We start from the raw sequence: 23,623 nt of genomic DNA on the forward strand, positions 1-23,623 counted from the left end.
TGCGCGCAAGGGCTTTTCGCGCGTTGCCGTTCTGTTTGCTGGCCGCCGCCGTCGTCGTGGCGACCCTCGCGGTGGGATGCGGGGGAAAACGCGACTACGGGCGGGAACTGCGGGAGGCGGCGGAGAGGGCCGTGGCCGCGGGGAGCTTCCATGCCCAGCTCAACGCCGTCATCACCCCCCTCGAGGGCGCTTCCGGCATGGGGCTTACCGCGCAGGGCGACGCCTGGATGGACATGGACCCCGTCGCGGCGGAGGCGAGGCTCACCGTCCTCGGCATGGAGATCTCGCTGCGCTACAAGGAGGACAGGGTTTACCTGCAGATGGGGGGAGTGTGGTACGAGGTCCCGGCATCCACCCTGCGGGAGATGGGATGGGGCGAGGGGACCCTGGCCGCCGTCGTGGGCGTCCTGGCGTCCGCTCCCGAGATGGTCTCGCATGCCTCCTCGCTGGAAGAGGCGGGTCTCAAGAAGGTGGGCGGGCGCGATTGCACGGAACTGGCGGTGACCCTGGACATGCAGGCGGTCACCGGCATGGAGTCGGTGCGCAAGCTGGCCCGGGAGCTGGACATGTCCCAGGAGGAGCTGCTGGCGTTCCTGGAGGAGGCCGAGCCCGAGATGCGCGTGTGCGTGCAGCGTGACGAGCCGGTCATCAGGCAGATATACCTCGCCTTCAGCAGCGAGCTTCCCGAGGTGGGCGGCCTTGCGGGCCTGGGGCTTCTCCCGGAGAGGGCGCGCGTGGAGTTGACCATGGACCTTCCGGACTACGGCATGGAGGTGGAGGTGGAGGCGCCCTCCGGAGCCAGGCCGTTCAAGGGCTTCTGATGCCGTGTATCACGTGAATCCCGGGCTCGCCGTCCGTGGGATCTTTCATGACGACGCACGTCACGCGAGCACCGGGGTCGAAGCCGGTCGCATCTTTCCCGACGCACATGATCCCCGCCCAACGTCCTTTCTCTTGTTTGCCGGGGAAAAGCAACGTCTCTCCCGTCAAGGATATCTTTGTCGCCATGCATCCCGGGCCGCTGCGGGCATCTACTAACCGCGGGCGGCTAGGTGTTATCATAGCCCTGTTCGCACTTAGGGAGGTCAAGGGATGTATTTTCAGGACATGATCATGGCCCTGCAGGCCTACTGGACGGAGCGCGGCTGCCTGCTGGCCCAGCCCTACGACCTGGAGGTGGGCGCGGGGACCTTCAACCCCGCCACCTTCCTGCGTGCCCTGGGGCCCGAGCCCTGGAAGGTGGCCTACGTGGAACCCTCGCGCCGTCCCACCGACGGGCGCTACGCCGAGAACCCCAACCGCCTGCACCAGCACACCCAGTTCCAGGTGATCCTCAAGCCCTCGCCCGACGACGTGCAGGACGTCTATCTCGCTTCCCTGCGCGCACTGGGGATCGACCCCGCCGACCACGACGTGCGCTTCGTGGAGGACGACTGGGAGAGCCCCACCCTGGGGGCATGGGGCCTGGGCTGGGAGGTTTGGCTGGACGGCATGGAGATAACCCAGTTCACATACTTCCAGCAGGTGGGCTCGCTCGACTGCCGCCCGGTCTCCGTTGAGCTCACCTACGGCATGGAGAGGCTGGCCATGTACGTGCAGGAGGTGGACGACGTCTTCGACCTGCGCTGGAACGAACAGCTGACCTACGGCGAGGTGCAGCGGCGGGCGGAGGTGGAGTGGAGCACCTACTGTTTCGACGAGGCCGACACCTCCATGGTGGGCGAGCTCTTCGAGCGCCACGAGGCCGAGGCCGGCAGGCTCCTCGCCAGGGGGCTGGTGCTCCCCGCCTACGACTGCGTGCTGCGTTGCTCCCATCTCTTCAATATCCTGGACGCGCGCGGGGTGATCAGCGTTACCGAGCGCACCGGTTACATCGCTCGCATAAGGGACCTGGCGCGCGGGGTGGCCTCCGCCTACCTGGCCCAGAGGGAGGAGATGGGATTTCCCCTCCTGAAGGGAGGTTCCTGATATGCCCGGGGACGCTTCGCGCGATTTTCTCCTGGAGATCGGGAGCGAGGAGCTCCCCTGGGGCGCGGTGCAGGACGGCAGGGAGCAGTTGCGGGCCAACCTGGCGGCCCTGCTGGAACGCGAGAGGCTCTCCTGGGAGGGGATGGAGGTCTACTCCACCCCGCGGCGCCTCGCGGTCCTGGTGCGCGGCCTGGCCGGTAGGCAGGCGGACCTGGAGACGGAGGTGCGGGGGCCGTCGCGCTCCGCGGCCTTCGACGGGGAAGGAAGGCCCACCGCGGCGGCGGAGGGCTTCGCCCGTTCGCGCGGCTTGCGCGTCGAGGACCTGCGGGTGAGGGAGACCGGGAAAGGGGAATTCGTCTTCGCGGTGGTGAGGGAGGAGGGCAGGCCCACCCGGGACATATTGCCGGGTCTTACGGAGGAGCTCGTGCGCTCCTTTTCCTTCCGCAAGTCAATGCGCTGGGGCGCGGGGGAGTTCCGCTTCGCGCGGCCCGTGCGCTGGCTGCTGGCTCTCTACGGCGAGGAGGTCGTGCCGCTCGAGGCGGCTGGACTGCAGGCGGGGAGGATGACACGCGGCCATCGCTTCCTCTGCGGCGGCGAGGTGGAGATAAGGCGCCCCGACGAATACCTGGAGGCCCTGCGCCGCTCCTGCGTCCTGGCGGACGAGGCGGAGAGGCGGAGGGCCATCGAGGAGGGCGTCACGGAAGCCCTGGGCGGTAAGGGCATGCGCGCGGTCCCCTCAGAGGATACCCTGGATGAGGTCGTGGACCTGGTGGAATACCCCCACGTGCTGCTGGGCGGCTTCGAGGAGGGGTTCCTGGACCTCCCGCGCGAGGTGCTGGTGACGGCCATGCAGGAGCATCAGCGCTACTTCCCGGTGGAAAGGGACGACGGCGGGCTCGCCGCGGCCTTCCTGGTGGTCCACAACGGCGATCCGGCAAAGGGAGAGGTCATCCGCAGGGGGCACGAGCGGGTGCTGCGCGCGCGCCTCGAGGACGCTTCCTTTTTCTACCAGGAAGACCTGCGCGTGCCCCTGGAGCGGCGCCTGGAGGACCTGCGCGCGGTGGTGTGGCAGGCGAAGCTGGGCACCCTTTACGACAAGGCGCAACGCCTGCGGGTGCTTTGCGGCGAGATATGCCGTTCCGCCCACCTGTCCGAGGAGGTGAGGGAGAAGGCGCAGCGCGCCGCCCTCCTCTGCAAGGCGGACCTGGTCACCTCCATGGTCACAGAGTTCCCCTCCCTGCAGGGGACCATGGGACGCATCTACGCGCTCGCTTCCGGCGAGGACGGGGAGACCGCGGCGGCGGTGGAGGAACACTACCTGCCCCGTTTCGCGGGAGACGCCCTCCCCCGCACCCTGCCGGGGGCGGTGCTCTCCCTGGCCGAGAAGGTCGACAACCTCGCCGGTTGCTTCGGTGTGGGGCTGGTGCCCAGCGGTTCCGAGGACCCCTACGGCCTGCGCCGTCAGGCCCTGGCGATACTCTCCATCCTGGCGGGATCGCGCCTGCACCTGGATCTCGCCTCCCTGTTGCGGAAGGCGGCGGAGAACCTGGCCCTCTCCGATCCCGCGGAAGTGGCGGGCGAGGTATGCGACTTCTGCCGCCAGAGGTGGCGGCAGGCCCTTATCTCCGAGGGGTTCGACCACGACCTGGTGGCCGCCGTGCTCGCGCAGGCGACGCGGGACCCCTACGAGGCACGCCTGCGCCTCGAGGCCCTGCAGGACGCGCGCCGCGAGGGCCTGCTGCAGAAGGCCTACACGGGCTTCGAGCGTTGCTACAACCTCTCCCGCAAGGCGGAGAACCCGCGCCTGGCGGAGGAGCTGCTGGTCGAGGAGGCCGAGAAGGACCTCTACTCCCGGCTGGTGTGGGCGCAGGAGCCCTTAAGGGGATACCTGGACGCGGGGGAGCACGGCGCCGCCCTGGACGTCCTGCTCGCGCTCGCTCCCCACGTGGATCGCTTCTTCTCGGAGATATTCGTCATGGGCGATGACGAGCGGCTGCGCGAAAACAGGCTGGCTCTGCTCCACGCGGTCGCCTCGCTCTTCCTCGAGTTCGCCGACTTCAGCCAGGTGGTGACCGAGGGGACCGGATCGTAGGCTCCCGGGAAGGGCGGAAAGCGGAGAAATCGATTATAGATTATAATTTCACTGTTTTATTCCGGAGGATATGGGTAACGTGTACAGGTAGAAAGGCGAGAAGGCGAGGTGGAAGAGGAGATGACGGCGACCAAGTACGTATACGACTTCGAAGAGGGCGACGCCAGCATGAAAAGGCTCCTGGGCGGCAAGGGTTCCAACCTGGCCGAGATGACCAGGCTGGGACTGCCCGTCCCCCCCGGCTTCACCATAAGCACCGAGGCGTGCAACATCTTTTCACGCGAGGGAAAGTACCCCGACGGGCTGCAGGAGGAGGTGGAGGAACACCTGCGGCGCCTGGAGGAGAAGATGGGCAAGCGGCTCGGGGACAAGGATGACCCCCTGCTGGTCTCCGTGCGCTCCGGCGCCGCCATCTCCATGCCGGGTATGATGGACACCGTCCTCAACCTAGGCCTGAACGACGAGTCGGTCAGGGGACTGGCCGCGCAGACCGGCGACGAGCGCTTCGCCTACGACGCCTACCGCCGCTTCATCCAGATGTTCGCGGACATCGTCATGGGGGTGGAGCGCGACCTCTTCGAGGAGGAGATAAACCGCAGGAAGCAGGAGAGGGGCGTTTCCCTGGACGTGGAGCTCACCGCCGAGGACTGGAAGGACCTGGTGGAGAAGTTCAAGGCCATCGTGCGCGAGAAGGCGGGCAGGGATTTCCCCTCCGACCCGCGCGAGCAGCTCGACCTGGCCATCCGGGCCGTCTTCGGTTCCTGGAACAACCCCCGTGCCATAACCTACCGCAAGCAGTACGACATCCCCGAAGACCTGGGAACGGCGGTCAACGTGCAGACCATGGTCTTCGGTAACAAGGGAGATGACTCCGCCACCGGGGTGTGCTTCACCCGCAACCCCTCCACGGGCGAGGCGCGGCGCTTCGGAGAGTACCTGGTCAACGCCCAGGGCGAGGACGTGGTGGCGGGGATACGCACCCCCAGGAGCCTCGAGGAGCTGGAGCGGGAGATGCCCGACCTCTACCGGCAGTTGACCGGGGTGATGGACAGGCTGGAGAAGCATTACCGGGACATGCAGGACATAGAGTTCACCATCGAGCAGGGCAAGCTCTACATGCTGCAGACCCGCACCGGTAAGCGCACTGCCGCGGCCGCCCTGAAGATCGCGGTGGACATGGTCGAGGAGGGCCTCATCAGCAAGGAGGAGGCGGTGTCGCGGGTGCAGCCCGACCAGCTCGACCAGCTGCTGCACCCCCGCCTCGATCCCGACGCCACTTACGACGTCATCGCCAAGGGTCTGCCTGCATCGCCGGGGGCGGCGGTGGGCGAGGTGGTCTTCGACGCCGACACGGCGGAGGTGAGGGGCTCGCGGGGCGAGAAGGTCATCCTTGTGCGCTGGGAGACAACCCCTGACGACATACACGGCATCATCAACGCGCAGGGCGTGCTCACCAGCCACGGGGGCATGACCAGCCACGCGGCGGTGGTAGCCCGCGGCATGGGCAAGCCCTGCATCTGCGGCGCGGAGGCGGTGAAGATCAACCAGGCCGAGCGCATCTTCGAGGTGAACGGCCTGGTGGTGCGGGAAGGCGACGTCATCACCATCGACGGCACCTCGGGACGGGTGATCCTGGGCGAGGTCGGGCTCATCGAGCCCAAGGTGGACGTGAACCTGGAGAAGATCCTCACCTGGGCGAGCGAGATACGCAAGCTGGGGGTGCGCACCAACGCCGACACCCCGGAGGACGCGCGCCGCGCCCGCGACTTCGGCGCCGAGGGTATCGGCCTTTGCCGCATCGAGCACATGCTCATCGGGGAGGACCGCCTGCCCATCGTGCGCCGCATGATCCTGGCCGAGAACGAGGAGAAGCGGGAGGAAGCCCTCATGGAGCTGGAGCCCCTCCTGCGGCGCGACTTCGAGAAGATCCTGGAGATCATGGATGGATTCCCGGTCACCATCCGCCTGCTTGACCCTCCCCTGCACGAGTTCCTCCCCAACCTGGCCGACCTGCGCGTGGAGCTGGAGAGGCTGAAGCACGTCCCCGGCGAGAGGGAGGAGTACGAGGCGAAGGAGAAGCTGCTGGCACGGGTGCGCGCGGAGTCCGAGGCCAATCCCATGCTGGGCCTGCGCGGGTGCCGCGTGGGGTGCACCATGGGCGGCGTGACCGAGGCGCAGGTGCGCGCGATCATCAAGGCCGCCTGCGACCTCAAGAAGCAGGGCAAGGACCCCAGGGTGGAGATCATGATCCCCCTGGTCGCCTTCCGCAGGGAGCTGGAGATCGAGAGGGAAAAGGTGGTCAAGGTGGCCGAGGGCGTCATCGAGGCCATGGAGGTGGAGCTGGAATACCTGGTGGGAACGATGATCGAGCTGCCCCGAGCCGCCCTTACCGCCGACAAGATCGGGGAGGTGGCGGACTTCTTCTCCTTCGGCACCAACGACCTCACGCAGACCACCCTCGGCTTCAGCCGGGACGACGCGGAAGCCAAGTTCCTCCCCCTCTACCTCGAGCAGGGCATCCTCACCGACAACCCCTTCCAGACCCTGGACGTGGAGGGCGTGGGGAAGCTGGTACGCATGGCCTGCGAGCTGGCGCAGAGCGTTAATCCCGGCATCAAGCTGGGCATATGCGGCGAGCACGGGGGAGACCCCCGCAGCATCCGCTTCTGCCACGACGTCGGCCTCCATTACGTGAGCTGCTCCCCCTTCCGGGTGCCGGTGGCCATCCTGGCGGCCGCCCATGCCGCCCTGGGAGGGGTGCAGGACGCCACGAAGTAGGGGAGAGACCTCCCGGCGCCGGGCGGCGGGGGCCGCACGCGGTTCCCGCGCGAGGCGCGAAAGGGGGAGCCGCCTTTCGGGCGGGCGGCTTCCCGTTTCCCGCGGGCAGGATGACGTCACCCGGCGCTACAATCATCGTGGAAAGGTCATGGAAAGGTCATGGAAAGGTCATGGAAGGATCGTGGGAGAGGTCGGCTGCGTCGCGTACCCGGTTCGCGTTACGGCGGCGTCCCGTTGCGTGAAAGCCAGGGGCGGCGGTCCCGACCGTAGACCGGCGTGGTCTGAACGCTTGCGGCATTACCACCGTGCCGCGGGCGGGGAAGGAGTGATGCGAGGTGTACATACTGGCCGTCAACGGAAGCCCCAACCGCGAGGGTAATACCGCCTTCCTCCTGCAGGAGGTGCTGGCGGCCGCGCGGGAGGAGGGAGTGGATGGTAGATTATCCCATGTGATGGACGCCCTGAAGGGGCAGAAGAACCCCTTCTGCATGGCCTGTTCCAGTCCCTGCAAGGAGGCCTGCCACAGCAAGGACGCCGGCCTCAAGGAGCTGTGCGACGCCCTGGAGGGGGCGGCCGCGGTGGTGCTGGGAAGCCCCGTCTATTTCGGCACGGTTTCCGCCCAGCTCAAGGCGTTCTGGGACAAGACGCGCGCCATACGTTCCCGTCGCACGCTGGTTGGAAAGCCGGCGGCGGCGGTGAGCGTGGGGGCGGCCCGTTTCGGCGGCCAGGAGACCACCGTCAAGGCTTTGCACGACATGCTCCTCATCCAGGGCATGAGCCTGGTGGGGGAGGGAACGGCGGATGACGACGCGGGCCACCAGGGAGTGTGCGGCCAGAAACCGGTCGCGGAGGACTCCTTCGCCCTCGAGAGGGCGCGCATACTGGGTAAGCGCCTGGCGCGGGAGGTGAAGAAGGCGAGGGGCGCCGCGGAATAGGACGCGGGGTCGCGGCGCGAGGGACGGCGCGGCGGAGAGGAGGCGCGGACGCGCTTGAGGTGAGGAGTCTCATATATGGGCGTGCGAGAGGACATAGAGCGCTGGGAAGAGGAGTGGCTTTCCCCCCGCGCCACGCGCAGCCGCGAGAGCAGGGGCCGCGAGCGCATGGAGGAGCCGGACCCGCTGCGCACCTGCTTCATGCGGGACCGCGACCGTATAGTGCACAGCAAGTCCTTCCGCCGCCTCAAGCACAAGACCCAGGTCTTCCTGGCTCCGGAGGGCGACCATTACCGCACCCGCCTCACCCATACCCTTGAGGTGAGCCAGATCTCCCGCACCATCGCGCGCGCCCTGCGCCTCAACGAGGACCTCACCGAGGCCATCGCCCTGGGGCATGACCTGGGCCACACCCCCTTCGGGCACATGGGGGAGGAGGCCTTCCGCGACCTCACCCCCACCCCCTTCCGCCATAACGAGCAGAGCCTGCGGGTGGTGGAGAAGCTGGAGTACGACGGGAAGGGGTTGAACCTCACCTGGGAGGTGAGGGACGGTATCCTCAACCACACGGGCAAGAGCCCCCTTCCAGCCACCCTCGAGGGAAGGGTGGTGCGTATAGCCGACCGCATCGCCTACGTCAACCACGATATAGACGATGCCGTGCGCGCGGGCATCCTCAGCGAGGAGGAACTTCCCCGTGCCGCCCTGGAGGTACTGGGCCGACGGCACAACCAGCGCATTGACACCCTGGTGAGGGACATGGTGGAGGCGAGCGGCGACGGGGAGGACATCCGCCAGAGCGAGGAGGTGGCGGCGGCCCTGGACGAACTGCGCGATTTCCTCTTCGAGAGGGTTTACGTGGGCTCGGTCGCCAAGCAGGAGGAGGACAAGGCCATCATGGTCCTGCGCAGCCTCTTCCACTTCTACCTCGAGCACCCGGAGGAGATGCCCGAGGAATTCCGCCGCGGAGAGGATGACCTGAGGGTGAGGGTCTGCGACTACGTGGCCGGCATGACGGACCGCTACGCCATGCGCAAATACCACGAGCACTTCCTGCCCCACGTCTGGGTGGGGGACCTTTAAGGGACGAAAGGGGCGCGTCCATGGCGAGGGGAAGGATCCGGGACGAGGACATTGAGCGCCTGCGGGAGCGGGTGGACATAGTCGAGGTCATATCGGACTACGTGCAGTTGAAGAAGGCGGGGCGCCTCTTCAAGGGACTGTGCCCCTTCCACGACGAGAAGACGCCGTCCTTCATGGTGGACCCCGCGAAGCAGCTCTATCACTGCTTCGGGTGCGGCGAGGGCGGCAACGTCTTCACCTTCCTGCGCAAGAAGGAGGGCCTGGAGTTCCGCGAGGCGGTGGAGAAGCTGGCCTCCCGCGTGGGCCTCACCCTCCATTACCAGGGAGGGGGCAGGGAGGCCGCGGGGGTGGAGAGCCGGCGCGCGCGCCTCTACCGCGTCAACCAGTGGGCGGCCGACGCCTACCACCGTGTCCTCACCGAGGGCGAGGCGGGAAGGAAGGCGAGGGAATACCTGGCGTCCCGTGGCATCGGGGAGGAAGCCGTGCGCCAGTTCAAGCTGGGTTATGCCCCCGCCCGCTGGGATTTCCTCTACCGCCAGGCGCTGCGCAGCGGTTTCGAGGCCGCGGATTTCCTCGCCGTCGGCCTGGGCCTGCAGGGCGAGAAGGGCACCTACGACCGTTTCCGGGACCGCGTCATCTTCCCCATCCAGGACCTGCAGGACAGGGTGGTCGCCTTCGGCGGCAGGACGCTGGGTGACGCGCAGCCCAAGTACCTCAACTCCCCCGAGACCGCCATCTACGTGAAGAGCCGCCACCTCTACGCCCTCAACCTCGCCCGGCGCGAGATAGTGAGCCAGGGGTACGCCATACTGGTCGAGGGCTACACGGACGTCATCTCTCTCTGGCAGGCGGGCGTGCGCAACGCCGTGGCCACCCTGGGCACTGCCCTCGGCGAGGAGCACCTGCGGCTGCTCTCGCGCCTCACGCAGAGGGTCATCCTGGCTTTCGACGCCGACCGGGCGGGCATCGGCGCCAGCGAGCGGGGCCTGGATTTCTACGGGGATTTCGACCTGGATCTGCGGGTCATGCTCCTTTCGGAAGGAATGGACCCGGCGGACTTCGTGGCCGCCGAGGGGCCGGAGGAGTTTCTCGGGAGGGTGGAGCGGAGCGTGCCGCTGGTGGATTTCTGCGTGGGGAAGGCGCTGCGGGAACACGATCCCGCGGACACCAACTCCCGCCTGCGGGGAGTGCGCAGGGCCGTCCACCTGGTGGCCGGGCTGGGCAGGGATATCGATCACGAACGCCACATCAAGGAGATCGCCGACTGGGCCGGCTCGGGTTACCAGGCGGTTTACGAACTGTACGAGCGCGCGAGGGGCGGGAAAACGGGTGCGGCGACGGTGGCGGAGAGGAACATAGCCGTGCCGCCGCAACTGCGGGCGGAAAGGGAACTCCTGCGCCTCTTACTGCATCATCCATATATGGTCCCCCGCGAGGGGGAGGGCATCGACCCGGCCCTCTTCGAGGACCCAGACTCCCGCGATATACTGGAGGCCCTGCTGGAGGCGTCCCGGGAACACCGCGTCGAAGGGGAGCGGGAGCAGGACGCCGGAGCGGCGGGTCCCGGCGGGGCGGCGGGCGAGGGTCCCGGCGGGGCGGCGGGCGAGGGTCCCGCGGGAGCTTGGGAACGCCTGGTCGCGGCAGCGGTGGAGAGGCTGCCGTCGGAGCGGGCGCGCAACGCCGCCACGTCGTTAATTTTCGACGAAAGTGGGAATCTTGGTAGTATGGGCGCGGAAGAAGCGCGCGTGATGTATAATGATCTGCTGGCGTCACTGAAGGAATTGTATTTCGAGCGTCAAATAAGGAGATTGAAGAAGGAACTGGAAACGCTCTCCTCCGCTCCTCGCAGGGATCACGAGCGCGAACAGGAGCTCTCGGAGGAGATTTACGCCCTTGAGCGCCTGAAAAGGCAGGTCAGGTAGTCTTGTAGGCCATACGGAAGGCTAAAGGGCATAGCTGGTTTTCTCGATTATTCATAAGAAACCCTCTTTTAAGGTGATAGCAGTGGAGGATTGGAAAGACCTCGATTACGACGAGATAAAGGAGCTTCTCTCAAAGGGGCAGGGACGCGGTATCCTCACCCAGGACGAGATAAGCGAGTCCCTGCAGGGGTTGAGCCTTACCCCGGAACAGATCGATCACCTCTACGTCCTCCTGGACGAGTTGAACGTGGAGGTGGTTGACGGTCCCTCCGCCGAGAGCCTGCACGAACTCGAGGAGGAGGAGGAAGAGGCGGGCGAGAGCAGGGCGGCGAGCCTGGAGAGGGACCTTGAGCTGGCCGGAAAGGCCCCCACAAACGACCCGGTGCGCATGTACCTGAAGGAGATCGGGAAGGTCCCCCTGCTCACCGCGCAGGAGGAGGTGGAGCTGGCCAAGCGCATCGAGGCCGGCGAGGAGGCCTCCGCCAAACTGCGGGAGATGGGCGATAAGCTGAGCCGCGAGGAAAAGCGGGCCCTGAAGCGGCAGGAGAGGTCGGGACAGGAGGCCAAGCGCAAGCTGGTGGAGGCCAACCTGCGGCTGGTGGTCTCCATAGCCAAGCGCTACGTGGGAAGGGGCATGCTCTTCCTGGACCTCATCCAGGAGGGGAACCTGGGGCTCATCCGCGCGGTGGAGAAGTTCGACTTCCGCAAGGGATACAAGTTCTCCACCTATGCCACCTGGTGGATCCGTCAGGCCATCACCCGGGCCATCGCCGACCAGGCGCGCACCATCCGTATCCCCGTGCACATGGTGGAGACCATAAACAAGCTCATCCGCATACAGAGGCAGCTCCTGCAGGAGTTGGGGAGGGAACCGACCCCCGAGGAGATCGCCGAGCGCATGGAGCTGACCCCGGAGAAGGTGCGCGAGATCATCAAGGTCTCGCAGGAGCCCGTCTCCCTCGAGACACCCATAGGCGAGGAGGAGGATTCCCACCTGGGTGATTTCATCGAGGACTCCGACGCGGTGGTTCCCGTGGACGCCGCCTCCTTCATCCTCCTGCAGGAGCAGCTGGAGGACGTGCTCAATTCCCTCAGCGAGCGGGAAAGGGAGGTCATCCGGCTCCGCTTCGGCCTGACGGACGGCCACCCCCGCACCCTGGAGGAGGTGGGGAGGGAGTTCGGCGTGACCCGTGAGCGCATCCGCCAGATAGAGTCCAAGACGCTGGCCAAGCTCCGCCACCCCACGCGCTCCGCCAAGCTCCGCGACTACCTCGAGTAGCACCCCCCGGTCGCGTCTCGTCCAGGGCAGATCGCTTCGGGTATGGTGGTCGGTGGTCGTGGCTACTGGCGGACGATCTCCAGCACGCTTATCTGCGGCGGCGAGTAGTTGGAGACGAAAAGGCGCTCGCCCCGCGCGTCCACGGCCAGGCCGATGGGCTTGCTGGTGGCGTAGGTGAAGATCTGCTTGCGGGCAGCGATGTCCACGCACCCCACCGTGCCGTCGTCGTAGTTGCACACGAAGAGGTAGGCCCCGTCCGGGGTGATGTCGATGGTGCGCGCCATCCTCCCCACCTTGATGGTGGCCAGCGTGGATCCCGATACGCGGTCGATGACGGTGACCGTCCCCGGGGCGTTGTTGCTCACGTAGAGGGTGTTCCCGTCGGGGGAGAGGACCACGTGGCGTGGGTTCTGGCCGCAGGGGATCTGGCGTGCCACCACGTGGCCTGCGTTGACGTCCACCTCCGTGAGGGTGTTTCCGCCCATGATACAGACGTACAGCCGGTCCCCCCGGGGAGAGAAGCACATGCCGCGGGGAGTGCCGTACACGGGGATGTCCTTCACCCTGGTCCTGGCCCCGGCATCGATAACCGTAACGGTGTTGGAGTTCCAGTTAGCCACGTATACCCACTTGCCGTCGGGGCTCACCGCCACCTCCTTGGGGATGCTCCCGGTAGGGACCGAACCGACGACGGCCCCTGCCTCCGTGTCCACTATCGCCACCTTGGAGGAATTGTAGAGGGAAACCCAGGCGTAACGCCCGTCGGGTGAGAAGTCCGTCTCCACCGGTTCGTCCGGCAGGGCTATCACCGAGAGCTTCTGGTAATTTATGGCATCGAATATGAAGTTCTTGTGGGCGTAGAGGTCGTTGACGAAGATGCGGCCTCCGCCGGGCATGAGCTCAACCGATTTCGGTCCCGATTCCACGTAGAGAGTGGTCAGTGGGCGCAGGGCGGTGACCGGGCCCGTGGCGAAAGCCGGGAGCTCCTCCTGCTGGTCCTGCGTTTCCGGCGTCTCTTCCGCCGCGACCTCGTCTGTCCGTGCTTCTTCCCTCTCCGTCCCGGTCCCGCGGGACGCTCCGCAGCCGACGGGCGCCAGCATCAGCAGGAGTGCCACGGCGAAGCATACTGCGCGCAACAGGCGGTGAACCACCATCTTCCTACCCTCCCGTGTTTCTTCCCGCGCGACTTGGGAGGCATTGCCGTGAGACGACACCGACGATGGGCCCATCTTCCTACCCTCCCGTGTTTCTTCCCGCCAAGTGCCTCCTTGCGCGTGGCCGGCGGAAATCCAGGTACGGACACGACGGCCCCCGGCCTCTTGCTCCTTGAGGGGCAGGCGCCATCCCCTTCCGGGCGTGCGGGCAAGCGCCGAGACCACCACGGCCTGCCCGCGCCCGCCCTCGATGATCCTGTCTTCGACCCTACCATCGACGACCGACAGGGAGCTTGCCTCGCATCTTGGGAGCCGAGTGAGGCGAGCGTTAGCGGCGCGCGCAGGCGCATCCACCAGATGCCGCCTCCCATTTACATGAACCACTCACAAACGCAGCCATCCCGGCACGATGAGGAAGGCATAACGCAGGGCGAAGGGCGCGTAGTATCGGTACAGCTCCAGGCCCAGCCTCGAACCCACCTTGAGCCCCCAGGGGTGGGTGGCCTCCACCACGAGGCGGCCCAGGTAGTTACTCTTCCAGAAGCGTATGATGCGGCGGAATTCCGCCTGCGCCCTCTCCGGCTCCTCCACGGCCATGGCCGCGATGGTCCCCGTGACCAGCGCCCCGTGGACCCCGAAGAGTAGCACGGGGTCCTGGGCTCCCGACAGGGTCCCCGCCAGGATGAACTTTCCGTGGAAGAGGCGCGGATTGGCGATGGACCCCAGGGGGAGCAGGGGAAGGAGCTCCTTATCCGCGCCGAAGTCCTCCACGTCGTACCATTCCGAGAGCTCTATCCCCTCGTCCCGGGCCAGCCGGGAGGGGAACCACCTCTTGGCCTCCTCGCTCAGGGGCCGCTTGCGCTGGAAGAGCAGGGCCCCGGCGGTGCCGTTGATGGTGGAGAAGAAGGCGTAATCCCAGGTATGGCGGTCCATGTAGATGATGACCTGCGGCCCGCCGTAACCTTCCGTCACCCTCCCCTGTCCGAAGAGCCCGTATCCCGGCACGAAGGGGAGGTCGAGGGCGTGATAGGCCTCGGGGAAGATGCCGGTGGCCAGGATGGTCCCGGGTGGAAGATCGTGGAAGTCCCTGCGCGTCCTCAAGGGGAAGTTGAACTCGAAGCGCACCCCCTCCCCCACCGCGATGCGGTAGAGGTGCATGTCCAGGGAACCGTCGCGGGGACCCCTCTCCACCAGGAAGGCGGGCACGTTGGGCGGAAAGGCGATGTCGTAACGCTTGCCGAAGCTGTAGACGCGGATACCGGGAAGGGGCACGCAGGCAGGCGCGATGTCTATCCCCGTGTAGCGGTGCAGCTTATCCAGCTCCACGGGACTGCCGTCGCCCATGGTGTAGCTGAGGTCACCGGTGGGCAGGTCCCGCGAGGGACCGCCCACGCCGTCCCGCCTCTCCAGCACCCTTACCTCGTGGCCGCGCCGCCGCAGGTTGATGGCCGCGGTGAGCCCCGCGAGCCCCGCGCCCACGACTACCTTTTCGCCCAATGCGCCTCCTCGTACTCGCCCGCCTTGCACGGTTTCACGCCTGAACGGCCTTCCCCGCCCGCCTTGTCAACGGGGTTTCAGCCGCCGTTGCACACCAGGAGCGCCGCCCGTCGCGTCCCGGCTATCGGTCCGCCGGCTTCTCGCGCCGTTCGCGGGATTTCCCGCGCCGACCACGGGAGAACCCGTGCGCCGCCGCGGCCGCTTCCCCGTCGTCGCTTCTCACAGGGCGGAGAGAATCACCGGCAGCAGGGTCGAATGCGAGGCGACGACGGCCATGACGACGGCCCATATGATTATACCGATTAGGGAGAGCCCTATACCCACCCAGCCCAGGATTATACCCGCGGTGGCCGAGGATTCACCGGACATCATGCCCCCGCTGGCGGCGATCTCCTTCTTGGCCTGGCTTCCCAGGATAAGCGCGATGGCCGAGCAGATGAGAGGACACACGAAGAGCCCCACGATCCCCAGCACCAGGGAAGCGGTGGCCTTGGAGTTGCTCTCCTGGTGGTAGGGTGGATAAGGCGCCGGCTGGTAGGGAGCGCCGTACGGCGGCGCGGACGCCGCCTGGTACCCGTAAGGGGGCGGGGGAGCGGGCTGCACGGGCTGGGCCGGGCCGGGCTGGGCCGGACCGGGCGGCGCGGGCTGCGCGAAAGCGCCGGCTTGCTCGAAAGCCGCTCCGCACTGTCCGCAGAAAGCCGCGCTGTCGTCATTCTGCGCTCCGCATCTCGGGCAGGTTTTCATCTCTCGACCCCCTTCTCTCTGGCCGTCCGTTGCTCTCAACGGGGATTGCGGACTCTTCGCGACACCCCTCTTTTGCCGCTTCCGGCGTGCTTGCCCTCCCCTGTTTCACCGACCCTCGTCTTCGAGCCGTTTCAACGGAAACGGCAGGATCACATCTCGACGGGAAAGCCGCGGTACGCCGGCCGCGGCCACCCCGCTACGGCCCTTCCCGCATGCGCCGGTTCCGTGGCGATGCTTGACTCTTCCCACGGACCTTTCTTTCCCGTGGCGGTGCGAAACCCTTCCAGCTCTTCCATCCCTTTCGCCGATACGGCTCGTCTTCCTCCGCCGATTTTACGTCACCGCGGTGACGCGCTCGTTTTCCACCAGCCAGGAATATGCCGCAAGCGCCGCCTTGGCTCCCTCCCCGGCGGCGATGATGATCTGCTTCTCCATGACGTTGGTGACGTCCCCGGCGGCGAAAAGACCCGGCAGGCTGGTACGGTTGTTGGAGTCGATGACGATCTCGCCGATCTCGTTCAACCTGACTTCCGGTGGCAGGTAAGCGGTGCTGGGCACGCTGCCTATCTCGATGAACACCCCCTGCACCTCGAGGGACGTCTCCTCGCCGCGGCGCGCGAGGGAGATGCCTTTCACGAAGGTCTCTCCCCGTATGGCCGTGACCTGCGATGAGGTGAGGACCTCCACCAGCGGCGAGTCGAGCACCTGCCTGCGCCTTATCTCGTCTCCTCCCAGCGCCCCTTCGTTGGTGATCACGTACACCTTTTCCGCTATCTGCGCCAGCTGCAGGGCGGCGTCCAGGGCGGAGTTGCCGCCCCCCACGACGGCCACCCGCTTGCCCCGGAAGAGTGGTGCGTCGCAGGTCGAGCAGTAGGCGACCCCGCGGCCGCGATATTCGTCCTCACCCGGCACGCCGAGCTTGCGGGGCAGCTTCCCGGATGCGGCGATGGCCGCGTGGGCCCGGTATTCCTCGCCGCCTTCCGTGCGTGCCAGGAAGATCCCTTCTTCCCTGCGCAACGCCGCGACGTTCTTCCCCTCCAGGAGCTCTACGCTGAAATTATCCAGGTGGTCCCGGAAGCGCTCCACCAGCTCCACCCCCGTGATGAGTTGGTACCCGAGGTAGTTCTCCACCTCCCAGGACCAGGCTGCCTGGCCTCCCACGTTGCCTGATATCACCAGGGTATTGAGCATCTTGCGGGCGCAGTACACGCCCGCGGAAAGCCCTGCCGGCCCCGCTCCCACGATGATCACGTCGTATATCTCCACGGCAGCTCCCCGGGACTCCCCATGGCGCTCACCACGGCGCTCCCCGAGCCCTTTGCTTTGACGCAAGTCTCACGAGGCATCCTCGTGACGTCGTGGCCCCCGCGGCGGGCTTCCTCTTCAAGGCTGGACCGCGGCCTGCCCGGCGCCCTTTTCTCCGCCCGGTTCCACGTTTTCCCTGACCGGTTCCGCGCCGCCGGAGCTGAACTCTTCCACCAGCTCGCGAAAAACGTCCCCTTCAAGGGTCTCCTTCTCCAGGAGCACCTCGGCGATGCCCTCCAGGACGCGCCTGTTCTCCGCGAGCGCCGTCTTCACCCGCCGGTAATTGGCGGTGATGAGTTCCTTGACCTCCTGGTCGACGAGCTCGGCGGTGGCCTCGCTGTAGTTGGCTTCCTTCCCGTAGGAATATTCTCCCAGCAGGAGGCGCGCGCCCCGCTCCAGGCCCAGGGAGATGGGCCCCAGCCTCTCGCTCATCCCGTAGTCCTCCACCATCTTGCGGGCCAGGATGGTTGCTTTTTCCAGGTCGTTCTGGGCCCCGGTGGAGATCTCGCCGAAGACGATCTCCTCCGCCGCCCTTCCCCCCAGGAGCACCGCCAGGCGGTCCTCGAGCTCCGGCCGGGTCATGATGTAGCGGTCCTCCTCCGGGAGCTGCATGGTCATGCCCAGGGACCCGATGCCGCGGGGTATGACGGTGATGCGGTGCACCGGGTCGGCGTGCTCCATGAGGGATGCCGCCAGGGCATGCCCCACCTCGTGGAAGGCCACCACGCGGCGCTCGCGCTCGCTCATCACCCGGCTCTTCAGCTCCAGTCCCCCGATGACGCGGTCGATGGCCGCCTCGAAGTCCTCCTGCTCCACCATTTTCTTGTTCTTGCGGGCGGCCAGGAGGGCGGCCTCGTTGACCACGTTGGCCAGCTCCGCGCCGGCGAAGCCGGGCGTGCGGGCGGCGATCTTCTTCAGGTCCACGTCGGGGGCCAGCTTCACCCGGCGGGCGTGCACCTTGAGGATCTCCTCGCGGCCCTTGATGTCCGGGCGGTCGATCATGATCTGCCGGTCGAAGCGTCCCGGCCGCAGGATGGCGCTGTCCAGCACCTCCGGGCGGTTGGTGGCGGCGAGGATGATCACTCCCGTCTGGGGGTCGAAGCCGTCCATCTCCGAGAGGAGCTGGTTCAGGGTCTGCTCCCTCTCCTCTGTGCCGCCGCTGGCCACGATCCCTCCCCGCACCTTGCCGATGGTGTCGATCTCGTCGATGAAGACTATACACGGCGCCTTGGCCTTGGCCTGCTCGAAGAGGTCGCGGACGCGGGCCGCGCCCACTCCCACGAACATCTCCATGAACTGGGAGCCGCTGATGGAGAAGAAGGGTACGTCGGCCTCACCGGCCACGGCGCGCGCCATGAGGGTCTTGCCGGTGCCGGGAGCCCCCACCAGGAGCACTCCCTTGGGGATGCGGGCCCCGATGCTGCGGTATCGCTGCGGGTTGCGCAGGAAATCGATGATCTCGCGCAGCTCCTCCTTGGCCTCGTCCAGGCCGGCGACGTCGTCGAAGGTCACGCGCTCCACGCTGCGGTCGTAGAGCTTCACCTTCGATTGCCCGAAGGACATGGGGCTGGCCCCCCCGATGCGCCGCGAGACGCGGCGGAATATGAAGAACCAGATGAAGGCGATGAGCCCCAGGGGCAGGACCCAGGTGAGCAGGAAATCGCGCCAGAAGGTGTTCTCCACCCGCCCCGAGAACTCAACGCCCTGTTCCTCCAGCTTGGGGAGGAGGTCCTTTATGTCCGTGTCCGGGATGCGGCTGGCGGCGAAATCCTTCTCCCCCTCCTGGGTCTGCAGGGTCCCCTCGATGCGGGTCTCGGTGATGGTCACCTTCTTGACCTCGCCCGCGTTGAGGTGGCCGAGGAACTCGCTGTAGCTTATCTCCTTGGGCTGGAAGGGGTTGGCAAACTGTATGCTGAGTATGATGGCCAGGGCCAGTAGCCCGTAGACCGCGTACAGCCAGACCTTTTTTCTCCTCCCTTCGTCCATGAAAACATTATACCCGTCCCGGTGACGGAAATGACGGTCAACGCCCCGGGGTCGTCAACACCCCGGGTCATCACCAGGGGTCGTCAACACCCCGGGTCATCACCAGGGGTCGGGTAAACACCCGGGGTCGCACCTCATTTGGTGCCTTTGGCTACACCCCGGTGCCTCGCCACGTGGGTTGCGGCGCCCGGCCCCATTTGATGCATCAACTTCATCAAGGGGCTCTCTTGTGTGTGTCGTTGCGAGCGGAGCGAAGCAATCTCACCACGAGGAACCCCTTTTAAACGTTGTCGCGAGGAGCGGTTTAAACGTCGTTGCGAGCGTGATTCTTTGTCATCGCGAGGAGCGGAGCGACGAAGCGATCTCCTCCATACCTTGCCGCCCCCCGGCCACCGTGACCGGGCCGGTTTATATCGCTGCCACGGCGGGAATAATACGGGAAAAAGCCGGAAACTACTTTCCAAAAGGAACACGGGGAAAGGAGGAAGACCTATGCTCTCGGAGATACCCAAGGACCTTTCGAAGATGAGCCAGAAGGAGCTTGACCGCGAGATCTGCCGCGTGGGCATGATCGCCGAGCTGGATGCCGTCAACCTCTACGAGCAACTCGCGGCCATGACCGACAACCAGCTCATCAAGAAGGTGCTCCTGGACATAGCCAAGGAGGAGAAGACCCACGTGGGCGAGTTCCAGGCGCTGCTCCTCATGGAGGACGAGGAGCAGGTAAAGGAGCTCGCGGAGGGCAAGGAGGAGGTCGAGGAGCTAAAGGGCTGAGCGCGGGTGACCACGTGCGTTCTCTACACGCAAGGAATCCCTTCACCGCGGTGGATAACATGCCGTGGACGTTCACTAAGACGCGCTGTCGGGGCTATTATGGATCCGCTTCATGCGTTAAAGCCCTTCAAGGTAAGAGCGGGTTCCTGGAACCCGCCAGCAGCGTAAGTTCCTGAAATCCGGCGGGGGTGATTGTTTTACGTTGATGATCACGGCACCTTTGCGGCCGTATCGTGTTTCGCGTGGACTATCCATCCGGAGAGGAAGAAGCAGGGGAGCAGCGTCGTTTTTGGGGAGGTGAGAAGGTTATGCCGGTCAGGAAAGAGCCCAAGGACCAGTGCGTTACGCCGGCCAAGGGCATAATCACGGAGGAGGCGAAGGCCTCCGGGGAAAAGGAACAGGCGGCGCAACCGCGGGGAGGTGGGCAGGTGAGGGCGCAGGTGGGCAAGCCGGCGCCGGACTTCGAGGCCAGCGCCTTCGTGGCCGGCGGCTTCAAGAACGTCAGGCTCTCCGACTACAGGGGGAAGTGGGTGGTCCTCTGTTTCTACCCGGGTGATTTCACCTTCGTATGACCCACGGAACTGTCGGCAGTTGCCGTCAAGTACGGGGAACTCAAGAAGCTGGGCGTGGAAGTGCTGGCCATGAGCGTGGACAGCAGGTTCAGCCACAAGATATGGCAGGAGGAGGAGCTCTCCAAGATGGTCAAGGGCGGCGTACCCTTCCCCATGCTCAGCGATGCCGGCGGCCGCATAGGCAGGGCCTACGGCGTTTACGACGAGGAGGCCGGCGTGAACATCCGCGGGCGCTTTCTCATCGATCCCGAGGGGATCATCCAGGCCATGGAGGTGATGACGCCCCCCGTGGGACGCAACGTCGCGGAGTTGATCAGGCAGGTCAAGGCCTTCCAGCACGTGGCGAAGACGGGAGAGGTGATGCCGTCCGGGTGGCAGCCGGGCAAGCCCACCCTGAAGCCCGGGCCGGACCTGGCGGGCAAGGTGTGGAAGGTCTGGAAACCGGACGCAGCCTTTTAAGCCCCATGCCTATCCCTCGCGTACCCGCGAGGCGCCGTTCCCATCTCCTTCGCCCGGCGACCCCCGCCGACCGGGGGACATGGTAATACATGGCAAACGCGAGAGCCGCGTGGTGATTCCCGCGTAAGGGAAAAGCGGGTTCCCGCGAGGTAAGGGAGGGAATGATGAGAGGCATGGTCGTTTACAAGAGCTGGTGGGGAAGCTGCAAGAGGATCGCCGAGGCGATCGGAGAGGGCCTGGGCGAGGCCGGGCACGAGGTGCAGGTGGTCGCGGTGGAGGATGCGGGCAAGCCGGATCCCTCCCTGGACTTCGTGGTCATCGGTGCCGCCACGAGGTGGCCCGGCGCCTGGCCGAAGATCAAGCGTTACGCGAAAAAATTTACCGGGAAGGGTTTCGCCGGCAAGCCCTTCGCGACCTTCAGCACGGGGGCCACCGTGAACGACGAGGAGCCCCTCACGCAGGCCTCCGAGGTGCTCTACGGGATCCTCGAGGCGCGCGGCCTGGTTCCACTCGCGCCGCCCTTCAAGGCCGCCATCGAGGGATACAAGCCGCCCGGGAAGGGGGAGGACAGGGGCACGCTCCCCGAGGGCGAGGTGGCGCGCGCCCGGGAGTTCGGGCGGGAACTGGGCGGGAAACTTTCAAGCCGCTAGTCCCGCGGGTTCGTTCGCCTGAGGCATACGCGGGATAGGCCTACGTTTGACCGCAGCGGAGGTCGGGTTAAACGGAAGCTTGCCCTGCAGGGTCAACAGGCCGCGGGGAAGAAATGTGAAGATAAAAAGCCCCAAGAACCGGGGGGCGTTAAAGCCCTTGGAAGACCTACCCCCACTTATTATCCTGGAGGAGGCCGGATAGAGACGACTTGCCTTAAGTTTCAGTTTATGTTATAGTTTCAGCATAATGCTGAAACTAATATATTAAGTGAAACTCAAATGAAGGAAAAAGAGATCCGGGAAAAAATCCTGAAGGAAGTCAAAGAGGTTTTAGGCGGGACCGGCTTCTTGGAGGTCATCCGAGTAGTTGAAAGCCCGACCATTAATAATGAAAAGACTGGAGTCGGGTTATTCTGTCCCGATTTCGCGATAGGGGTAAGGTTAGCTTCCGGAAAGACCATCGATCTCCTGTTTGAAATAAAAACAAATGCCCAACCTCGTTTCGTTCGGTCGGCTGCTCTAACCATGAGGGATGCCTGCAGCAAGCTACGGAATTCGTATTGTGTCCTCGGTGCGCCGTATTTTTCTGAAGCATCAAAGAAAATATGCCGCGAGTATGGCATAGGTTATATTGACCTCACTGGAAATTCGTTTCTCAACTTCGAAAGCGCGTTCATTAAGACGGAGGGAAAACCCAATCCGTTTGTCAGTACCAGGCCGCTGAGAAACCTGTTCTCCCCGAAATCAACCAGGATACTCAGGGTTCTTTTAGAAAACCCAAAGCAGGAATGGTATGTGAAAGACATGGCCAAAGAGGCAAAGGTAAGCTTGGGGCAAGCCTCCAATGTTAAGCAGCGACTTCTGGATTTCGAGTACGCGGTGGAAGTGCCTGGCCAAAAACAGAAGAAGATCCGCCTGGCTGATCCGGAGAAGCTGCTTAAAGACTGGGCTGATAACTATAGCTATTTGGATAACCGACTCTTCAAGTACTATTCTCTTGATAATCCAAGGAAAATCGAGGAGAGGATAGTATCTTCCTGCGCAGATATCGGAGTGAAGTGCGCTCTCACGCTCACATCGGCGGATGCGCGCTTGACTCGTTTCCTGAGAGGTGCAGTAAGGTCTTACGTCTATGTTGAGAAACCATTTGAACCTGCGACCTCGCGCCTCGGCCTTAACGAAATTGATTTAGGCCTTAAGGAAGTTGATTCAGGAGAGAACGTTACTATAATGGTCCCCTATGATGAAGGGGTTTTCTATGCGCTTCAGGAAATCGATAACCTGAATATTGTTTCAGATATTCAACTCTATCTCGATCTACGGGGTTATAAGCAGCGAGGGAAAGATGCGGGCGAATTCTTGCTTGAGCAGAGGATCAAGAAAAAATGGCAAATATAGAAGATTATGATGAATACAGCGTTAAGAGGTGCTTCACGGTATTGATAGAACTATTGACGATACTGGGAGAATATCGCGATAACCTCGTATTGGTTGGTGGTTGGGTTGCTAAGCTGATTCTTGAGGGAGCTGAAGAGCACCACATCGGCACCACGGACGTAGATCTTGCAGTTGACTTCCATAATATCCCTAATACAACATATGAGACTATTGTCAGGCTGTTGTCAGAACGAGGATATCGACAAGATGACAATCAACCGTACAAATTCTTCCGTAAGTTGGATGATGGTATGGAGGTCGAAATCGATTTCCTGGCAGGAGAATACGGAGGGACGGGCAGGAGCAGAAGACACCAAAGAGCCCAAGACCTCCAGGCAAGAAAAGCGAGAGGCGCCGACCTTGTCTTTGACAATTTCATTACACTTACCATAAAGGGCGAGTTGCCTAATGGGGCGAAGAACGAAATCTCTCTCAAGGTAGCAGGCGTAGTGCCCTTCTTGGTGATGAAAGGAATGGCGATCTGGGACAGATATGACGAGAAAGATTCTTATGATATTTGCTATACGATCAGGAATTATCCGGGTGGGCTGCACGAGCTGGCGATGGTTTTTAAGCCACATCTGGGAAACCGACTGATCTTAGAGGGGCTACGGAAAATGCGGGCGAGATTCAAGGAAATCGACGGTATTGGGCCGGCAGCCTATGCGGATTTCCTTCTCGCTATAGACAGTGAAGACAGGCAACTTCTGATAAGAGACGCTTACGAGAGAGTCAACGCTTTTCTTGACGAATTAGGCGTAGAACCGTACGAGTAAGCAATGGATTGAATATTAAACTTCACCTGCGCCGGATAAATGCACAAAAACTTACAATAATTCTCCCCCCTGCCATCCCGATAACAAGTCGATTCAAGCTAGAAAAGCCGGGTAGCCACCCGGCTTCTATTGCTCTGGGGGGCGTTAAGGGATTTGGACCGGGGCACTCTCTTCAGTGAGTGGGCACCGTAAATGCTCCCCCGGGCGCCGAAGCC

General features: G+C 64.3%; 19 protein-coding genes. 14 read left to right on the forward strand and 5 right to left on the reverse strand.

Features of this window, described 5'->3' with window-relative positions; translation table 11 throughout:
• Positions 1–23 precede the first annotated feature (23 nt).
• The 8 genes from H5T73_07160 (at position 24) to rpoD (ending at position 12,054) form a co-directional block, all read left to right on the forward strand.
• Positions 24–821: a hypothetical protein gene (locus H5T73_07160; protein ID MBC7247540.1), complete on the forward strand. Its 798-nt coding sequence runs from the start codon at positions 24–26 to the stop codon at positions 819–821.
• 271 nt (positions 822–1,092) lie between these two features.
• A complete protein-coding gene (glyQ, locus tag H5T73_07165) occupies positions 1,093–1,968 on the forward strand; it encodes a glycine--tRNA ligase subunit alpha (GenBank protein MBC7247541.1) in 876 nt (291 codons plus the stop codon).
• A 1-nt stretch (position 1,969) separates the two neighbouring features.
• Complete coding sequence (locus H5T73_07170) at positions 1,970–4,060, forward strand: glycine--tRNA ligase subunit beta (GenBank protein ID MBC7247542.1); 2,091 nt, start codon at positions 1,970–1,972, stop codon at positions 4,058–4,060.
• A gap of 120 nt (positions 4,061–4,180) precedes the next feature.
• A complete protein-coding gene (locus H5T73_07175) occupies positions 4,181–6,838 on the forward strand; it encodes a pyruvate, phosphate dikinase (GenBank protein ID MBC7247543.1) in 2,658 nt (885 codons plus the stop codon).
• Positions 6,839–7,173: 335 nt separating this feature from the next.
• On the forward strand, positions 7,174–7,773 hold the full coding sequence (locus H5T73_07180; protein ID MBC7247544.1) for a flavodoxin family protein: 600 nt from the start codon (positions 7,174–7,176) through the stop codon (positions 7,771–7,773).
• A 75-nt stretch (positions 7,774–7,848) separates the two neighbouring features.
• Positions 7,849–8,853, forward strand: a complete 1,005-nt coding sequence (locus tag H5T73_07185) for a deoxyguanosinetriphosphate triphosphohydrolase (protein MBC7247545.1) — start codon at positions 7,849–7,851, stop codon at positions 8,851–8,853.
• 20 nt (positions 8,854–8,873) lie between these two features.
• The gene (locus H5T73_07190; GenBank protein ID MBC7247546.1) at positions 8,874–10,775 is read left to right on the forward strand and encodes a DNA primase; all 1,902 of its coding nucleotides are present in this window, start codon (positions 8,874–8,876) and stop codon (positions 10,773–10,775) included.
• A gap of 73 nt (positions 10,776–10,848) precedes the next feature.
• Positions 10,849–12,054 carry an RNA polymerase sigma factor RpoD gene (gene rpoD, locus H5T73_07195; protein MBC7247547.1) on the forward strand — a complete coding sequence of 402 codons (1,206 nt, stop codon included), beginning with the start codon at positions 10,849–10,851 and terminating at the stop codon, positions 12,052–12,054.
• 62 nt (positions 12,055–12,116) lie between these two features.
• Here rpoD and H5T73_07200 read toward each other — a convergent pair whose 3' ends face one another.
• The 5 genes from H5T73_07200 to H5T73_07220 all read right to left on the reverse strand — a co-directional run bounded on the left by H5T73_07200 (position 12,117) and on the right by H5T73_07220 (position 18,740).
• Positions 12,117–13,208, reverse strand: a complete 1,092-nt coding sequence (locus tag H5T73_07200; protein MBC7247548.1) for a beta-propeller fold lactonase family protein — start codon at positions 13,206–13,208, stop codon at positions 12,117–12,119.
• A 384-nt stretch (positions 13,209–13,592) separates the two neighbouring features.
• A complete protein-coding gene (locus H5T73_07205; GenBank protein ID MBC7247549.1) occupies positions 13,593–14,735 on the reverse strand; it encodes an NAD(P)-binding protein in 1,143 nt (380 codons plus the stop codon).
• 189 nt (positions 14,736–14,924) lie between these two features.
• A complete protein-coding gene (locus tag H5T73_07210) occupies positions 14,925–15,449 on the reverse strand; it encodes a DUF4190 domain-containing protein (GenBank protein MBC7247550.1) in 525 nt (174 codons plus the stop codon).
• A gap of 333 nt (positions 15,450–15,782) precedes the next feature.
• A complete protein-coding gene (locus H5T73_07215) occupies positions 15,783–16,709 on the reverse strand; it encodes an FAD-dependent oxidoreductase (protein MBC7247551.1) in 927 nt (308 codons plus the stop codon).
• A gap of 123 nt (positions 16,710–16,832) precedes the next feature.
• Positions 16,833–18,740, reverse strand: a complete 1,908-nt coding sequence (locus H5T73_07220) for an ATP-dependent metallopeptidase FtsH/Yme1/Tma family protein (GenBank protein ID MBC7247552.1) — start codon at positions 18,738–18,740, stop codon at positions 16,833–16,835.
• Between the two features lie 492 nt (positions 18,741–19,232).
• Here H5T73_07220 and H5T73_07225 point away from each other — a divergent pair, with 492 nt between their 5' ends.
• The 6 genes from H5T73_07225 (at position 19,233) to H5T73_07250 (ending at position 23,408) form a co-directional block, all read left to right on the forward strand.
• A complete protein-coding gene (locus H5T73_07225) occupies positions 19,233–19,514 on the forward strand; it encodes a rubrerythrin (GenBank protein MBC7247553.1) in 282 nt (93 codons plus the stop codon).
• A gap of 308 nt (positions 19,515–19,822) precedes the next feature.
• On the forward strand, positions 19,823–20,086 hold the full coding sequence (locus H5T73_07230; protein MBC7247554.1) for a redoxin domain-containing protein: 264 nt from the start codon (positions 19,823–19,825) through the stop codon (positions 20,084–20,086).
• A 9-nt stretch (positions 20,087–20,095) separates the two neighbouring features.
• Positions 20,096–20,545 (forward strand): redoxin domain-containing protein, encoded by a 450-nt coding sequence (locus H5T73_07235; protein ID MBC7247555.1) that lies wholly within the window; start codon positions 20,096–20,098, stop codon positions 20,543–20,545.
• 161 nt (positions 20,546–20,706) lie between these two features.
• Positions 20,707–21,195: a flavodoxin family protein gene (locus H5T73_07240; protein MBC7247556.1), complete on the forward strand. Its 489-nt coding sequence runs from the start codon at positions 20,707–20,709 to the stop codon at positions 21,193–21,195.
• Between the two features lie 279 nt (positions 21,196–21,474).
• The gene (locus H5T73_07245) at positions 21,475–22,593 is read left to right on the forward strand and encodes a hypothetical protein (GenBank protein ID MBC7247557.1); all 1,119 of its coding nucleotides are present in this window, start codon (positions 21,475–21,477) and stop codon (positions 22,591–22,593) included.
• Positions 22,581–23,408 (forward strand): hypothetical protein, encoded by an 828-nt coding sequence (locus H5T73_07250; protein ID MBC7247558.1) that lies wholly within the window; start codon positions 22,581–22,583, stop codon positions 23,406–23,408. Before H5T73_07245 ends, H5T73_07250 begins: the two co-directional genes overlap by 13 nt.
• The last annotated feature ends 215 nt before the right edge of the window (positions 23,409–23,623 follow it).

The sequence above is a fragment of the Actinomycetota bacterium genome (assembly GCA_014360655.1).
GTDB lineage: Bacteria > Actinomycetota > Geothermincolia > Geothermincolales > RBG-13-55-18 > JACIXC01.

Bases quoted from the DNA above. Each gene is read 5' to 3' on its own strand.
- H5T73_07185 (MBC7247545.1), top strand. From the start codon at position 7,849: ATGGGCGTGCGAGAGGACATAGAGCGCTGGGAAGAGGAGTGGCTTTCC.
- H5T73_07245 (MBC7247557.1), top strand. From the start codon at position 21,475: ATGAAGGAAAAAGAGATCCGGGAAAAAATCCTGAAGGAAGTCAAAGAG.
- H5T73_07250 (MBC7247558.1), top strand. From the start codon at position 22,581: ATGGCAAATATAGAAGATTATGATGAATACAGCGTTAAGAGGTGCTTC.
- H5T73_07225 (MBC7247553.1), top strand. From the start codon at position 19,233: ATGCTCTCGGAGATACCCAAGGACCTTTCGAAGATGAGCCAGAAGGAG.
- H5T73_07240 (MBC7247556.1), top strand. From the start codon at position 20,707: ATGATGAGAGGCATGGTCGTTTACAAGAGCTGGTGGGGAAGCTGCAAG.
- H5T73_07190 (MBC7247546.1), top strand. From the start codon at position 8,874: ATGGCGAGGGGAAGGATCCGGGACGAGGACATTGAGCGCCTGCGGGAG.
- H5T73_07170 (MBC7247542.1), top strand. From the start codon at position 1,970: ATGCCCGGGGACGCTTCGCGCGATTTTCTCCTGGAGATCGGGAGCGAG.
- H5T73_07175 (MBC7247543.1), top strand. From the start codon at position 4,181: ATGACGGCGACCAAGTACGTATACGACTTCGAAGAGGGCGACGCCAGC.
- glyQ (MBC7247541.1), top strand. From the start codon at position 1,093: ATGTATTTTCAGGACATGATCATGGCCCTGCAGGCCTACTGGACGGAG.
- H5T73_07210 (MBC7247550.1), bottom strand. From the start codon at position 15,449: ATGAAAACCTGCCCGAGATGCGGAGCGCAGAATGACGACAGCGCGGCT.
- H5T73_07230 (MBC7247554.1), top strand. From the start codon at position 19,823: ATGCCGGTCAGGAAAGAGCCCAAGGACCAGTGCGTTACGCCGGCCAAG.
- H5T73_07200 (MBC7247548.1), bottom strand. From the start codon at position 13,208: ATGGTGGTTCACCGCCTGTTGCGCGCAGTATGCTTCGCCGTGGCACTC.
- H5T73_07220 (MBC7247552.1), bottom strand. From the start codon at position 18,740: ATGGACGAAGGGAGGAGAAAAAAGGTCTGGCTGTACGCGGTCTACGGG.